The organism is Pseudomonas sp. Ost2, from assembly GCF_018326065.1.
Classification (GTDB): domain Bacteria; phylum Pseudomonadota; class Gammaproteobacteria; order Pseudomonadales; family Pseudomonadaceae; genus Aquipseudomonas; species Aquipseudomonas gingeri.
Genome location: NZ_AP021904.1, coordinates 4,829,926 through 4,844,351, shown reverse-complemented (window position 1 = coordinate 4,844,351; position 14,426 = coordinate 4,829,926). Strand labels below are relative to the sequence as shown.

The following is a 14,426-nucleotide window of genomic DNA, read 5'->3' as shown; positions in this document are numbered from 1 at the left end:
GGAGCGTTCCTCAGATTTGCGTGATCAGGTCATAGGAGAGCTTGCTGATCAGGATGACCAGCAGCACCAGGAACAGCGCGCGGACAAAGGGCACTCCCTTGTGCACCGCCAGCCAGGTGCCGGTCAGGGCGCCGAGGATATTGAACAGCGCCATGGGAATCGCCACCAGGTACAGCACGTTGCCGGTGGGGATGAAGAACACCAGCGCGGCGACGTTGGTCGCGATGTTCACCAGTTTCGCCGAGGCCGAGGCATGGAGGAAGTCGAAGGCGAAACAGCGGATGAACAGGAAGATCAGGAAGCTGCCGGTGCCGGGGCCGAACAGCCCGTCGTAGAAACCGATGGCGCCACCGATCAGGATCGCCAGGAGCTTTTCCCGGGTGCCGATGCGCATGGGCTTGTGCAGGGCACCGAAGTCCTTTTTCCAGAAGGTGTAGAGCGCCATCAGCACGATCAGCACCAGCACCGCCGGGCGGATCACCGATTGCGGCACGGCCGAGACCGTCGCCGCGCCGCAGAAGGCCATGACAAAGGCCGCGCAGGCCGCCGGGATCACCAGCCCCCAGTCGATCACCACCTTGCGTACGAACGACCGTGCCGCGAAGGTCGTGCCACACGCCGCGGCGACCTTGTTGGTCCCCAGCAGCGCGGCCGGCGGGGCCGTGGGCAGCACATTGAACAACGCGGGGATCTGGATCAGTCCGCCGCCGCCGACCGCCGCGTCGATAAGACCGGCACAGAAGGCGAAGACGCAAAGGAGGGTGATATCGACCATGAAATCAGGCTCTGACAATAAAGGGTTGAGTCGGGTCCAGCGGCACCACGCGGGCTGCGTCGTCGACCCCGAATACCCGGATCATCCAGCGGTCGCGGCCGTCATAGCGCGGGGCGAAACCGTCCCGGGCGTGCAGGGTCTGCTGGTTCTTGAAGATCAGCATGTCGCCGGGCTGGAGCAGGATGTGGCGGGTGACATCGGGGTGGTTGGCGGCCGCCTCGAACAATTGCAGGGCAACGTCCGCATTGGCCGTGGTCGCGGTGACGCTGGCTTTGTTGTAGCGGCAGTGCAGGCCGCCGGATGGGGTTCTGTAGAGCAGCGGGACGCTTTCCAGGACATTGCCCTGCTTGCCGAACGAATCCGGCCGGCGAATGGCAAAGTTCGGCTGTTGCAGTTCCTGCTCGACAAAGTCGGGCAGGCTGTCCAGCACGTCCTGGATGGCGACGATGCGCGTAGGCACGTCCAGCTCGCAGCGCAGGCCGGTCAGGCTCAGGTATTCGGGGCAGGCCGACAAACCGGTGACCGCTTCGCAGGTCAGCGGCAGGTGTGGGTTGTCGACATGCATGCCCAGGCCCAGGCGGGAGCCGAAGGAGCTGGTGGTGGTTTCGTGTTCCTGCTTGGGCGAGACATGCCGGAAGACCGTGGTGTCGCTTTCTCCTTCATACCCCACCGGCCGGGTTTCCAGCATCGCCAGGACCGACAGGATCGCGCCGGCCAGGACCGGCACCTGTTCGATACCGGGTTCGGCGTCGTAGGGCGTGGCCGGCAACCCCGGGTCGACCGGCAGGCCGCGGACAATCAGGGCCACGTCGCGGGAGCGGGGGAAGTCGCGCAGCACCTGGCGTTTCTCCGCGCCCAGCACCGTCTCCAGCAGCCGGGCGAGCGCCGGCATCTGTGCTATACCCGAAGCACTGTCAGTGATTGCGCGGTGCGCGAGGGCTTCATTCAACTGCTGATGCTCGGCGAACGAAATGTGAATTTCGGGCAGGGCCGACAAAGCGGATGCCGGCGGTTTAGGGGCCAGCCATTGCTGGCTTTCTTCACTGATCCGGGAGGCCGATTTCCTGACTGTTTCATCCAGCTTTGACACGTCCTTTGCTCCTGTATGCCTACGTCCCTGTGGGTTAAGCGCGCAGGCTAACGGAAGGGGCGTTTTTGTGTTGCAATGCCACATTGTGAAAAGTGCAACGAGGTCAGGAATGGCGCTGGATATGTTGGGTGAGCTCGAAGCGTTCGCGACCGTGGCGCGCAAGCGCAGTTTTATTGCCGCGGCGCGTACCCTGGGACGCTCGCCGAGCTCGCTGACCCGTGCCATTCAGGCCCTTGAGGAAAGTGCCGGGGTCAAGCTGTTCAATCGCTCGGCCAATGCGGTGAGCCTGACCGAGGCCGGTGAGCGCCTGTTGCCCCATGCCCACAAAATGCTGGATCTGCAACGTGAAGCCGATGAAGACCTGGCCGGCATCAGCGGCCTGGCCACCGGCTGGATCCGCCTTTCAGCCCCGGAGTTTCTCGGTCACGGAGTGATGCCGCGGCTGATCGCGCAGTACTGCGAGCGCTATCCCGAGGTGAGTATCGACGTGATCTTCACCGACGAAACCATCGACCCGGCCAAGAGCAAGCTGGACTTTTCTATCCGCGGCGCCTTTCCGCAGTCCAGCGACCTGATCGGTTTTCCGCTCTGGAGCTATGCCCGTCATCTGTATGCCAGTCCCGCTTATCTGGAGCGCCGTGGCACGCCAGATTCGATAGAGGCATTGGAAACCCATTCGTTGATCCTGCACACCGCCCCAAGGATTCTTAAAGAATGGAATTTTCGCAGCGAGCAGCAGGCAATGAGCTTGCGGGTGCATCCGAAATTTCGCTTCAGCTCCGGCGCGGCGGTGTTTCAGGCTGCGTTGGCGGGGGTGGGCATTGCCCGGCTGGCGGATTGGCTGGCCGAGCCCGAGGTGGAACTCGGGCGGCTGGTGCGGGTTTGTCCCGAGTACCGGCTGACGTCCAGCCATGGCGAGAATCCGCAGATGCATGCGGTGTACCCGGCCGGCAACCTGCCGCTGCGGGTGAAGATGCTGCTGGACCTGATCCGCGCCTTTGGCGACAACGTCGGCCGGGCCTGATCAGGCCGGCGGTGTTTCGCCGAAACGGCCGCGCACCAACTCGACGAAGCGTGCCGCCGCCGGTCCCAGGGTCTGGCCACTGCGAGTGATCAGGCCGATCTCGCGACTGACGCCGGGGTGTTCCACCGGCAGTCGCCTGAGCCCATGGAGCCCGTCATCCGCCGATTCCGGCAGGAGCGTCATGCCCAGGCCCTGGCGCACCAGGGCCAGTACCGTGGACATGTAGTTGGCCTCCAGTCCCGGCACCAGGGCCAGGCCTTGCTCGTCGAACAACTGCTCGACGCGTTCGCGCACGCTGCTGTCGCGCCCGGTGAGGATCATCGGCTGGCCGCTCAGGTCTGACAGACGCACGCGTTTTTTTCGCGCCAGCGCATGCTGATGCGGCACGAACAGGCAGAGCCGGTCGACCATCACCACTTCGAAGTCCAGGCCATGATTGAGCCGGGCCCGTACGCCCAGGCCGAAATCCACCTCGTTCTCCCGCACCAGCGCATCGATGCGTTGGGCGACCACATCGCGCAGGCGCACTTCGACGCCGGGAAAGGCTTCGCGAAACGTGCGCAGTACCGGCGGCAGGGCGCCGGAGCAGATCGACGGCAGGGCGGCGATGGTCACCACCCCGCGTTGCAGGCTGGCCAGGTCGCGGGAGCCGCTGACGATATTGTCCAGATCCAGCAGCAGCTTCTCCATCGGCCCCCGGGCCTGCTGTCCGGCGCTGGTCAGGCTGACCTGGCGCGGGCTGCGTTCGAGCAGGGCGACGCCGAGCCAGTCTTCCAGTTGCTGGACCTGCACGGTCAGTGCCGAGGGCGACAGATGCAATTCGTCCGCTGCCCGGGTGAAGCTGCCGGTACGGGCCACGGTAAGAAAAGCGCGGATATGCTGGATGGAGTTCTTCATTCTGTTTTTCCGAACATAAGGCAGTGAACATTCCAATTTACAAAGCTTAACCGCGTTCCAATACTCCAGGGAAAACAATAACCGTCCACCCCCGGGCCACTCGCCTGTCGGGGCGGCTCACTGGAGTCTTCCCATGCTTGCCACGCTGGGTGTCATCACCATTCTCTGTCTGCTTGCCGCTGTCATGAGCAAGCGCCTCTCGCCCCTGGTTGCCCTGATTGCGCTGCCGATCATTGCCGCGTTGCTCGGTGGCTTCGGCCTGCAGACCAGTGCCTTTATCGTCACCGGTATCAAGAACGTCGCCCCGGTGGTGGGGATGTTCGTCTTTGCCATCCTGTTCTTCGGGGTGATGACCGATGCCGGCATGCTCGACCCGATCATCGACCGTATCCTGCGCACCGTCGGCACGCGGCCGACCCGTATCGTCATGGGCACCGCGCTCCTGGCTTTGCTGGTACACCTCGACGGTTCGGGCGCGGTGACCTTCCTGGTGACGGTCCCGGCGATGCTGCCGTTGTACACGCGGCTGGGTATCGATCGACGGATCCTCGCCTGTGTCGCGGCCATGGCCGCCGGGGTCAACTTCCTGCCCTGGACCGGCCCGGTGCTGCGTTCATCGGCGGCCCTGCACGTACCGGTGGCGGACCTGTTCCAGCCACTGATCCCGGTGCAGATCGTCGGCCTGCTGTTTGTCTTCGCCAGCGCCTGGTGGCTGGGTCGTCGTGAAGAGCGTCGCCTCGGGCTCGGCGCGGGCGCCGCGGTGGACAGCGTGCCCACCCGGGTGATCGGTGCGGAGGAAGAGCGCCTGCGTCGGCCGCGGTTGTTCTGGGCCAACCTGTTGCTGACAGTGTTGGTGATGGTGGTGATGATCGCCGGCTGGGTCGACCCGGTGGTGATGTTCATGCTCGGCACGGTGGTCGCGCTGTGCCTCAACTATCCGAACGTCGACGCCCAGCGCGCCCGTATCGATGCCCATGCCAAGACCGCGCTGACCATGGCCAGCATTCTCCTGGCGGCCGGGGTATTCACCGGGATCATGCAGGGCACCGGCATGCTCAAGGCCATGGCCGAAGTGGCGGTGGCGCAGATTCCCGCCGGGCACGGCAAGCTGATTCCGGCGGTGGTGGGCTTCCTGTCGATGCCGCTGAGCCTGTTGTTCGATCCGGACTCTTTCTACTTCGGCGTCATGCCGGTGATCGCCGAAGTCGGCAAGGCCCTCGGCGTGGAGCCGTTGCAGGTGGCCCAGGCGTCGCTGCTCGGGGTGCACACCACCGGCTTCCCGGTCAGCCCGCTGACCCCGGCGACCTTCCTGCTGGTGGGGCTGTGCAAGATCGAACTGGCCGATCACCAGCGTTTCACCATTCCGTTCCTGTTCGCCGCCTCGGTGCTGATGACCCTGACGGCGTTGCTTCTGGGCGTCTTCTGACATGAAGGACTTTGCGATGAAAACCTTGCGTATCGGTTCCGGTGCCGGTTACTCCGGCGACCGTATCGAACCGGCCGTGGAACTGGCGGCCCAGGGCGAGCTGGATTACCTGGTATTCGAATGCCTGGCCGAGCGGACCATTGCCCTGGCGCAACAGGCGCGGCTGAGCGATCCCGAGGCGGGCTACGATCCCCTGCTGCGCGAGCGCATGCAGCGGGTGCTGCCCTTTGTCGCCGGCAATGCGCGGCGGCTGCGGATCATCACCAACATGGGCGCCGCCAACCCGTTGGCGGCGGCTCGGGAAGTTCGGCGGATCGCCCTTGAACTGGGCCTGACGAAGCTCAAGGTGGCCGCCGTCACCGGCGACGACGTGCTGGCGATCCTGCAGGCCGAGCCCGGCCGGCTGCTGGACAACGGCCTGCGGGTCGAGCAGTTGGGCGAGCGACTGATTTCCGCCAATGCCTATATGGGCGCCGAGGGTATCGTCCAGGCCCTGGCGGCGGATGCCGATGTGGTGATTACCGGGCGGGTCGCCGACCCTTCGCTGTTTCTCGCCCCGCAGTTGTTCGCGTTCGGTTGGGCAGCGGATGACTGGCAACGCCTGGGGCGGGGCACCCTGATCGGTCATCTGCTCGAATGTGCCGGGCAGATCACCGGCGGCTATTTTGCCGATCCCGGGGTGAAGGATGTGCCTGGCCTGGCACGCCTGGGTTTCCCCCTGGCCGAGGTCGATGAACAGGGCCTGGCGGTCATCACCAAGGTCGTCGGCAGCGGTGGTCGGGTGGACCGGGCGACGTGCGCCGAGCAACTGATCTACGAAGTGCATGATCCGGCGGCGTACCTGACCCCGGATGTCAGCGCCGATTTCTCCCAGGTGAGTTTTCTCGACCAGGGCCCGGACCGGGTGGCGGTGCAGGGCGCCACGGGGCTGCCACGACCGGACTCGCTGAAGGTTTCGGTCGGTTACCTGGATGGCTGGATCGGCGAAGGGCAGATGTCCTACGGCGGTCCCGGAGCGCTGGCCCGGGCGCGGCTGGCGCGGGAGGTGGTGCTGGAGCGCTTGCAGATCATCGGCGTCGAGATGGACGAGGTACGGGCCGAGCTGATGGGCGTCGATTCGCTGCATGGCGAACGCCTCGGCAGTCGGGTCGACAGCGAGCCCTGGGAAGTCCGCCTGCGGGTGGCCGCTCGTTGTGCGCGGCGGACCGATGCCGTGCGTATCGGCAATGAGGTGGAGACCCTGTACACCAACGGACCCTCGGGCGGCGGCGGGGCCAGCAAGAGTGTCCGCCAGGTGGTGGCGGTGGCGTCGTTGCTGTTGCCGCGGGAACGTCTTGGTGCCCGGGTTCATCTGGAGGATCTGCAATGACTACGGTGGTACTGCGGGCCCTGGCCCATTCACGCACGGGCGACAAGGGCGATACCTCGAACATCTCGGTGATCGCCTATCGCGCCGAAGACTATCCGCGTTTGCGCCAATGGCTGACGGCGGAGCGGGTCGCGGCCTGGTTCGCCGAATTGCGCGAGCCGACCGCCGGGCCGGTGCGCCGTCATGAGCTGCCGGGCGTGCAGGCACTGAACTTCGTCCTGCCGGGTATCCTGCGTGGCGGCGTGACCCGCTCCCTGGCCCTGGATGCCCACGGCAAGAGCCTGGGCTCGGCGCTGCTCGACATGCCTGTGCAGCTGGACGACTAGACCGGCTTACCTCGGCGCGAGAATCCGTTCGGCGATCATCTCGCCGATGGGCATGGCCGAGGTGGCGGCCGGTGACGGCGCGTTGCAGACATGGACCATGCGCGCCGTTTCGGCGAACAGGAAGTCATGCACCAGGCTGCCATCGCGCATCACCGCCTGGGCGCGGATACCGGCCTCGTAAGGCTGCAGGTCCTCGACGGTGAGCGACGGGCAGTATTTGCGGCACTGTTCCAGGTAGCCGCGCTTGAACAGTGAGTTCTTCATTTCCACGCTGCCGGAACCGAGGTTCTGCCAAATGGTTTTCCAGAAGCCGGGGAAGCTGGCGTACTGCGCGACATCCCGCCAGTTGACCGAAAACTTGCGGTAGTTCTCCCGGCCCAGTCCCAGCACCGCATTCGGGCCGACCGTCACGCTGCCGTCGATCATGCGGGTCAGGTGCACGCCGAGGAACGGCAGTTCGGGGTCGGGAATCGGATAGATCAGGTGGTTGACGATGTCGTTCTTCGACGCCGGCAGACGGAAGTATTCGCCACGGAACGGGATGATCTGGTGTTCGATGGGGATCCCGGCCAGGGTTGCCAGGCGGTCGGACTGCAGGCCGGCACAGGCCACCAGCTTGCGGGCCTGCCAGACGTCATCCTCGGTACTGACGGTGACGCTGTCGGTGTTTTCCCGGATCGCGGTGACGGTCTTTTCCAGGCGGATTTCCCCGCCACCGGCGCGGATCACCCGTGCCATCGCCTCGCAGACTTGCCGGTAGTCGACGATCCCCGTGGCATCGAGGAACAGACCGCCGAGGCCGACGATATTCGGTTCGCGGCGACGCAGTTCATCGGCGTCGAGGCGTTCGACCTTCAGGCCGTTGAGTTGCGAGCGCTCATACAGGGCATCCATCCGCTGGACTTCCAGGGGCGTGGAGGCCACCAGCACTTTGCCGCAGACCTCGAAGCGGATGCCGTGCTCCCGACAGAAATCCTTGGTGGCCTGGGCGCCGCGTTTGCACAGGTCGGCCTTGAGGCTGCCGGGGGCATAGTAGATGCCGGCGTGGATGACCCCGCTGTTATGCCCGGTCTGGTGGCGGGCGAGGGTGGCTTCCTTTTCCAGGATCACCAGCGAGGCGCCGGGCTGGCGCTTGAGCAGTTCCATGGCCGTGGCCAGGCCGACGATGCCGCCGCCGATGATGCAAAAGTCGTAGATCATGGTTCAGTCACCCTTTTCAGTGCAGGTCTTGTTATCAGGTTGTCAGACTAATCAATCCATAAAAAATCACATCACCCACTGTGGGAGTTGGCTTGCTGGCGATGGCGGCGCGAGATCGATGCAATTCCCAGTGGCCTCATCGCTGGCAAGCCAGCTCCTACAAGGTTATGTCCGGGCGCAGACGCCAGGTCTGGCCCCAATCCTGTGGGAGCCGGCTTGCTGGCGATGGCGGCCGTGAGGTCGATGCAATTCCCAGTGGCCTCATCGCTGGCAAGCCAGCTCCTACAAGGTTATGTCCGGGCGCAGACGCCAGGTCTGGCCCCAATCCTGTGGGAGCCGGCTTGCTGGCGATGGCGGCCGTGAGGTCGATGCAATTCCCAGTGGCCTCATCGCTGGCAAGCCAGCTCTTACAAGGTTATGTCCGGGCGCAGACGCCAGGTCTGGCCCCCAATCCTGTGGGAGCCGGCTTGCTGGCGATGGCGGCCGTGAGGTCGATGCAATTCCCAGTGGCCTCATCGCTGGCAAGCCAGCTCCTACAAGGTTATATCCGGGCGCAGACGCCAGGTCTGGCCCCAATCCTGTGGGAGTTGGCTTGCCGGCGATGGCGACCGTGAGATCGATGCAACTCCCAGTGGCCTCATCGCTGGCAAGCCAGCTCCTACAAGGTTATGTCCGGGCGCAGACGCCAGGTCTGGCCCCAATCCTGTGGGAGCCGGCTTGCCGGCGATGGCGGCCGTGAGATCGATGCAACTCCCAGTGGCCTCATCGCTGGCAAGCCAGCGCCTACAGTTCAATTCATCGCAGGCAACTCCAGTTGCAGGCGCTTGGCCGCCGCTCGCAGGTGGGCTTCGGCACAGGCCGCCGCGGCCTGGCGATCGCCGTCGACGATGGCCTGGAACAGTGCCTGGTGTTCCCGGCCGGCGTCGGCCGAGCCGCCTACCGAACGCGTCGCCGAGTTTTCCCAGGCGGTGCGCCGGGCTTCGGCCAGTTGCCCGCGGAGGAAATCGTGGAAGGCGACGAAGTAGTCGTTCTTGCTGGCCTCGGCGATGGCCCGGTGAAAGGCCACATCGGCACTGGCGGCGGCGGCGAAGTCGGTGCGTTTGTCGTGCATTTCCTGCAAGGCGTCGCGCATGCGCTGCAGGTCGCCGGCATCACGGCGCTGGGCGGCGATGGCGGCGGCCTGGGTCTCGATCCACAGGCGCATTTCGAACATCTGCGCCAGGTCGGTGTTGCGCCCGGTGCCTTTCGGAAAACGGAACACGGTCCCGGCAGGGGTTTGCGAGATATACGAGCCGAGGCCGCGACGGGCAACGAGGATGCCGTCGGCCTTGAGCTGGGCAATCGCTTCGCGCACCACGGAACGGCTGACATTCAGCTGTTCAGCCAGCTGCTGTTCGGTGGGCAGGCGCGATTCGGCCGCGAGGCGACCGGATTCGATTTCGGCACGAATGGCGCTGACGACCCGTTCGACCAGGGAATCGGGGCGCTGGAGTTCAAGCATGGGAGTCTGCTCATAAGTCAGGTTGTCAGACAATGACCGAGCCGGATTTTCCTGTCAATACCGCGCTGCCATGGTCAATGCCGTTCAGCCGAGGAAACAGGCCATTGAAAACAGCGCATAACCTGCAGGCGCCGACCTGCCGGCAATGAGGTCCTTGAGGCTTGCAGCGATCTGCATGACCCCATCGCTGGCAAGCCAGCTCCCACAGGGTTAGTGCTTGGCGCACATGCCCTGTCTGGCCCGAATCCCGTGGGAGCCGGCTTGCTGGCGATGGCGACCCTGAGGTCGATGCAATTCCCACCGGCCTCAATCGCTGGCAAGCCAGCTCCTACAGGGTTGGTGCTCGGCGCATATGCCCTGTCTGGCCCGAATCCTGTGGGAGCCGGCTTGCTGGCGATGGCGACCGTGAGGTCGATGCAATTCCCACTGGCCTCATCGCTGGCAAGCCAGCTCCTACAGGGGTGGTGCTCGGCGCATACGTCATGTCTGGCCCGAATCCCGTGGGAGCCGGCTTGCTGGCGATGACGACCGTGAGGTCGATGCAATTCCCACCGGCCTCATCGCTGGCAAGCCAGCTCCTACAGGGCTGGTGCTCGGCGCATATGCCCTGTCTGGCCCGAATCCTGTGGGAGCCGGCTTGCTGGCGATGGCAATCGCAAGGTCGATGTATTTCCCACTGGCCTCATCGCTGGCAAGCCAGCTCCCACAGGATGGGTACTCGGACGCATAGGTCATGTCTGGCCCGAATCCCGTGGGAGCCGGCTTGCTGGCGATGGCGACCGTGAGGTCGATGTATTTCCCACTGGCCTCAATCGCTGGCAAGCCAGCTCCTACAGGATGGGTAGTCGGCGCATATGCCCTGTCTGACCCGAATCCTGTGGGAGCCGGCTTGCTGGCGATGGCGACCGTGAGGTCGATGCAATTCCCAGTGGCCTCAATCGCTGGCAAGCCAGCTCCCACAGGGTGGGTACTCGGGCGCATATGCCCTGTCTGGCCCGAATCCCGTGGGAGCCGGCTTGCTGGCGATGGCAATCGCAAGGTCGATGTATTTCCCACTGGCCTCATCGCTGGCAAGCCAGCTCCCACAGGGTGGGTACTCGGACGCATAGGCTATGTCTGGCCCGAGTCCTGTGGGAGCCGGCTTGCTGGCGATGGCGGCCGTCAGGTCGATGCCATTCCCACTGGCCCATCGCTGGCAAGCCAGCGCCTACAGGGTGGGTGCTCGGCGCATACGTCATGTCTGGCCCGAATCCTGTGGGAGCCGGCTTGCTGGCGATGGCGACCGTGAGGTCGATGCCATTTCCACTGGCCTCAATCGCTGGCAAGCCAGCTCCCACAGGGTGGGTATTCAGACGCATATGCCCTGTCTGGCCCGAATCCCGTGGGAGCCGGCTTGCTGGCGATGGCAATCGCAAGGTCGATGTATTTCCCACCCTCCAGGAAGATATCTGGAGGGCGCGATCCTCAGAGCAAGCCCAACCGCCCGGCCGCCCGTTCGGTGATCAGACCGCGCTGGCGGCGCGATTCCACCACCCGCTGCCGGGCGATGGCGAGGATCGCCTCGGGAGCGGTTTCCGGGCTACCGGAATTGAACGGTGGCGCCGGTGCGTATTCCAGCTGCAATTGGATCGCCTGGGCTTCCTCGGCGCCCACCAGTTCGTTGACCAGGGTCAGGGCGAAGTCGATCCCGGCGGTGATGCCACCGCCGGTCAGCAGGTTGCCGTCACGGACCACGCGCTCCTTCACGGCTATCGCGCCGAGGGTCGTCAGCATGTCGTGATAGGCCCAGTGGGTGGTGGCCTTGCGTCCGCGCAACAGACCGGCGGCGCCGAGCACCAGCGAACCGGTGCAGACCGACGTGACATAGCGCGCCTGCTCGGCCTGTCGGTTGATGAAGGCCAGCGTCTCGGGATCTTCCATCAATGCTCCCACACCGGCACCACCGGGGACACAGATCACGTCCAGCGCCGGACAGTCGGCAAAGGTGGTGGTCGGGGTGAAGGGCAGGCCGGTGCTGGACTTCACTGTTTCGAGGTCTTTCCAGACCAGGTGCAATTTGGCATCCGGCAGCGAGGCGAGGACATCGTAAGGACCGGTCAGGTCCAGTTGTTGCACGTTGGGGAACAGCAGAAAGCCGATGTGCAGCGTCATGTCGAAAGCTCCTCGTGAAGGGATAAGCAGGTCCGGCGTGTGTGGACGGCTTCACTCTAGTCCCGTAGCATTTGGCGAATGCGCCATACAGCCCACTTTTTACGCCAATCATCATGAACAGACCCCGCATCATCCAGGTACTGGCTTTTCCCAATGTGCAGGTGCTCGATGTCACCGGGCCGCTGCAAGTGTTTGCTTCGGCCAACGATCTGGCTCGTTCCCAGGGCCTGCCGTTGCCCTATGCGCCGCGAGTGATTGCCGCCCAGGCCGGGCCGGTGATGAGTTCGGCCGGCCTGGCGCTGGTGGCCGAGCCGCTGCCGGCGGCGACGACACCCTGCGACAGTCTGATCATCGCCGGTGGCTGGGGCACCTACGCCGCTGCCGAGGACCCGCTGCTGGTGGAGTGGGTGCGCCAGCAAGCCGCCTGCGCCCGACGGGTCGCCTCGGTGTGCACCGGGGCATTCCTGCTGGCGGCCAGCGGCTGGCTGGATGGGCGGCGGGTGGCGACGCACTGGACTCGCTGCGAGCAGTTGGCCGAGCAATACCCGAAGTTGCAGGTCGAGCCCAATCCGATCTTTATCAATGACGGACCGGTCTGGACGTCCGCCGGAGTCACCGCCGGTATCGACCTGTCCCTGGCGTTGGTGGAGCAGGACCTGGGGCGGTCGATGGCGCTGGAAGTGGCCCGGCACCTGGTGGTATTTCTCAAGCGTCCGGGTGGTCAGTCGCAGTTCAGCGCGACCTTGTCCCTGCAGAAGTCCGGCAACCGTTTTGGCGACCTGCACGCGTGGATCGCCGAGCACCTGGCGATGGACCTGTCGATTCCGGTCCTGGCGCAACAGGTGGGCATGAGCGAGCGCAGTTTTGTCCGCCACTACCGCACGGAAACCGGCCAGACGCCGGCCCGTGCCATCGAGAACCTCCGTGTGGAAAGCGCTCGTCGCCTGCTCAGCGACACCGCCACGCCGATCAAGCGGATCGCCGCCCGCTGCGGCTTTGGCAGCGAGGAAACCTTGCGTCGCAGTTTCCTGCGAGCCCTGGGTGTGACACCCCAGGCCTATCGCGAGCGCTTCAGTGGCAGCGGGCTGGCGAGAGCGGACGCCTGAACGATCGTTCCCGCGCTCCCGCGTGGGAATGCCTTCCGGGGCGCTCCGCGTCCGCGTTTGTGGCAAGAGTCAAACCTTGATGCGCCGCCCCTGCAACACTTCCTGTTCGCGCCCGGCACTGTTGACGTTGACGGTGCGGGCGAAGCTCAGCTGATCGCCGTCGAACACACACAGCACCCGGTCGCGAAATGCGGTCTGCGGGTAGATCCAGGTCATTTCCAGGCTCTTGCCATCCAGCCAGCGGGCACCGGCGACGATCTGCGCGCCCTTGAATTCGTAACCGTGGTGCAGGGCCCGTCCCGGCATATCGGTGACGCCGCGCAGCCACTGCCCGATGCCTACCTCCAGGGCATGGCTGGCATGGGTATCGGTCAGCTGGAACCGCAGCAGATTATCTTCAAAGGCAAAGGACAGCTGGCGGACGCCGAGGTTGTTGGCCTGCACCTCGAAAACCCCCGAAGGGGCCGCTGACGGCGCGCCGCTGGAAACCAGCACCGGGATTTCTCCCATGCGCGCCAGGCGCTGTTGCAGTCGTGCATCCGCCTCCGGGCGCGGTTGCCTGTCGTTGCCGAAGGCAGCCGGGAAGTGGCGTTCGATAAAGGGAATCACCTCGGCGGAATTCTTCATGCCGCCGACGATGGCGAGGGTGGCGCCGTATTCGGGAAACACCATGGCCATCTGCACGAACACGCCGACCGCAGTATAGGCGTGGCGTGGCTTGATCGCCCAGTGGTAACCGTAGCGGCTGTCCGGGCCACCTTGCGGGCGGGTGGCAGCCTCGACCCAGTCCGCCGGCAGGATCCGCCGGCCTTCCCACATCCCGCCCTGGGCATGCAGGATCGCCAGCTTGAGCATCGCCCAGACCGGCGCGGTCAGGCCGTTGCCGCCGGGATTGACGCCATCGGGACCGATGGCCCAGCGCTCGTTGTCGATGCCCAGCGGGACGAACAGGCGGGGCTTGAGGTATTCGTGCAGGGTCTGTCCGGTCACCCGGTTGATCAGGGCCGAGAGCATGTAGCTGGCGGCACTGGTATAGACGTAATGGCTGCCGGGGGCATAGGCCAGGGGGATCTTGAAGTACTCGGTGATCCAGCTGGTGTCGATGGCGCGCCATACCGACCCCGAGGTGTTCGAAGCATGGCCGGTGCGCATGGTCAGCAGGTGCTCGACGGTCAGGTCCGCCAGCCGTGGGTCGGCATCGGCCGGCAGATGCTCGGGAAAGAACGCCGCCACCCGGTCGTCCAGCTTCAGCAGGCCTTCTTCCACGGCCAGGCCGATGGCGCAGGCGGTGAAGCTCTTGGCCACCGAATGCAGGACGCGGGGTTCGTTCGGGTCGCAGGGCCAGCTCCAGCCTTCGGCGACCACATGGCCGTGGCGGTGCAGCATCAGGCCATGCAGGTCGAGGCCGGCGGCCTGGACTTCGTCGAGGAAGGCGCGCACATGGTCGGCATCGATGCCGACACTGCCGGGGGTGGCGCGGGGCAGGCCATCGTGGGAGATGCGGGGCAGGGTGGGTGTTGCGCAATCGCTAGGCATGGACAGGCTCGGCGTCTTCGGGGGA

The 14,426-nt window shown here is 65.1% G+C and carries 12 protein-coding genes; 5 read left to right on the top strand and 7 right to left on the bottom strand.

What is annotated here, in order from left to right:
* Positions 1-10: 10 nt before the first annotated feature.
* Together KI243_RS21130 and KI243_RS21125 are read right to left on the bottom strand one after the other, a co-directional pair.
* A complete protein-coding gene (locus KI243_RS21130; RefSeq protein ID WP_103032623.1) occupies positions 11-775 on the bottom strand; it encodes a TSUP family transporter in 765 nt (254 codons plus the stop codon).
* 4 nt (positions 776-779) lie between these two features.
* Positions 780-1,667: a TauD/TfdA family dioxygenase gene (locus tag KI243_RS21125; protein WP_244861760.1), complete on the bottom strand. Its 888-nt coding sequence runs from the start codon at positions 1,665-1,667 to the stop codon at positions 780-782.
* 307 nt (positions 1,668-1,974) lie between these two features.
* Between KI243_RS21125 and KI243_RS21120 the strand changes: the two genes are divergently transcribed.
* Positions 1,975-2,889 carry a LysR family transcriptional regulator gene (locus tag KI243_RS21120; RefSeq protein ID WP_177086824.1) on the top strand — a complete coding sequence of 305 codons (915 nt, stop codon included), beginning with the start codon at positions 1,975-1,977 and terminating at the stop codon, positions 2,887-2,889.
* Here the strand turns inward: KI243_RS21120 and KI243_RS21115 are convergent, their stop codons facing one another.
* Positions 2,890-3,786: a LysR family transcriptional regulator gene (locus tag KI243_RS21115; protein WP_177109089.1), complete on the bottom strand. Its 897-nt coding sequence runs from the start codon at positions 3,784-3,786 to the stop codon at positions 2,890-2,892.
* Between the two features lie 133 nt (positions 3,787-3,919).
* Between KI243_RS21115 and KI243_RS21110 the strand changes: the two genes are divergently transcribed.
* Genes KI243_RS21110 through KI243_RS21100 form a run of 3 tightly spaced genes read left to right on the top strand, consistent with a single transcriptional unit; the run spans position 3,920 to position 6,907 of the window.
* Positions 3,920-5,212 (top strand): citrate:proton symporter, encoded by a 1,293-nt coding sequence (locus KI243_RS21110; protein ID WP_017127960.1) that lies wholly within the window; start codon positions 3,920-3,922, stop codon positions 5,210-5,212.
* A gap of 16 nt (positions 5,213-5,228) precedes the next feature.
* Entirely contained in the window at positions 5,229-6,581 is a 1,353-nt protein-coding gene (locus tag KI243_RS21105) for an acyclic terpene utilization AtuA family protein (RefSeq protein ID WP_212809874.1), read from the top strand.
* 5 nt (positions 6,582-6,586) lie between these two features.
* Positions 6,587-6,907, top strand: coding sequence for a hypothetical protein (locus KI243_RS21100; protein WP_177109090.1), 321 nt, complete (start codon positions 6,587-6,589; stop codon positions 6,905-6,907).
* Between the two features lie 6 nt (positions 6,908-6,913).
* Here KI243_RS21100 and lhgO read toward each other — a convergent pair whose 3' ends face one another.
* The 3 genes from lhgO to inhA all read right to left on the bottom strand — a co-directional run bounded on the left by lhgO (position 6,914) and on the right by inhA (position 11,759).
* A complete protein-coding gene (lhgO, locus tag KI243_RS21095; RefSeq protein WP_177109087.1) occupies positions 6,914-8,107 on the bottom strand; it encodes an L-2-hydroxyglutarate oxidase in 1,194 nt (397 codons plus the stop codon).
* A 790-nt stretch (positions 8,108-8,897) separates the two neighbouring features.
* Positions 8,898-9,608: an FCD domain-containing protein gene (locus tag KI243_RS21090; RefSeq protein WP_017124718.1), complete on the bottom strand. Its 711-nt coding sequence runs from the start codon at positions 9,606-9,608 to the stop codon at positions 8,898-8,900.
* Between the two features lie 1,464 nt (positions 9,609-11,072).
* Complete coding sequence (inhA, locus tag KI243_RS21085; protein ID WP_212809873.1) at positions 11,073-11,759, bottom strand: isonitrile hydratase; 687 nt, start codon at positions 11,757-11,759, stop codon at positions 11,073-11,075.
* Between the two features lie 113 nt (positions 11,760-11,872).
* On the opposite strand from inhA, the gene KI243_RS21080 reads away from it, so the two are divergent.
* Complete coding sequence (locus tag KI243_RS21080) at positions 11,873-12,865, top strand: GlxA family transcriptional regulator (RefSeq protein ID WP_017124716.1); 993 nt, start codon at positions 11,873-11,875, stop codon at positions 12,863-12,865.
* 69 nt (positions 12,866-12,934) lie between these two features.
* On the opposite strand, the gene KI243_RS21075 is transcribed toward KI243_RS21080, so the two are convergent.
* Positions 12,935-14,401 (bottom strand): serine hydrolase, encoded by a 1,467-nt coding sequence (locus KI243_RS21075; protein WP_244861759.1) that lies wholly within the window; start codon positions 14,399-14,401, stop codon positions 12,935-12,937.
* Positions 14,402-14,426: the final 25 nt, after the last annotated feature.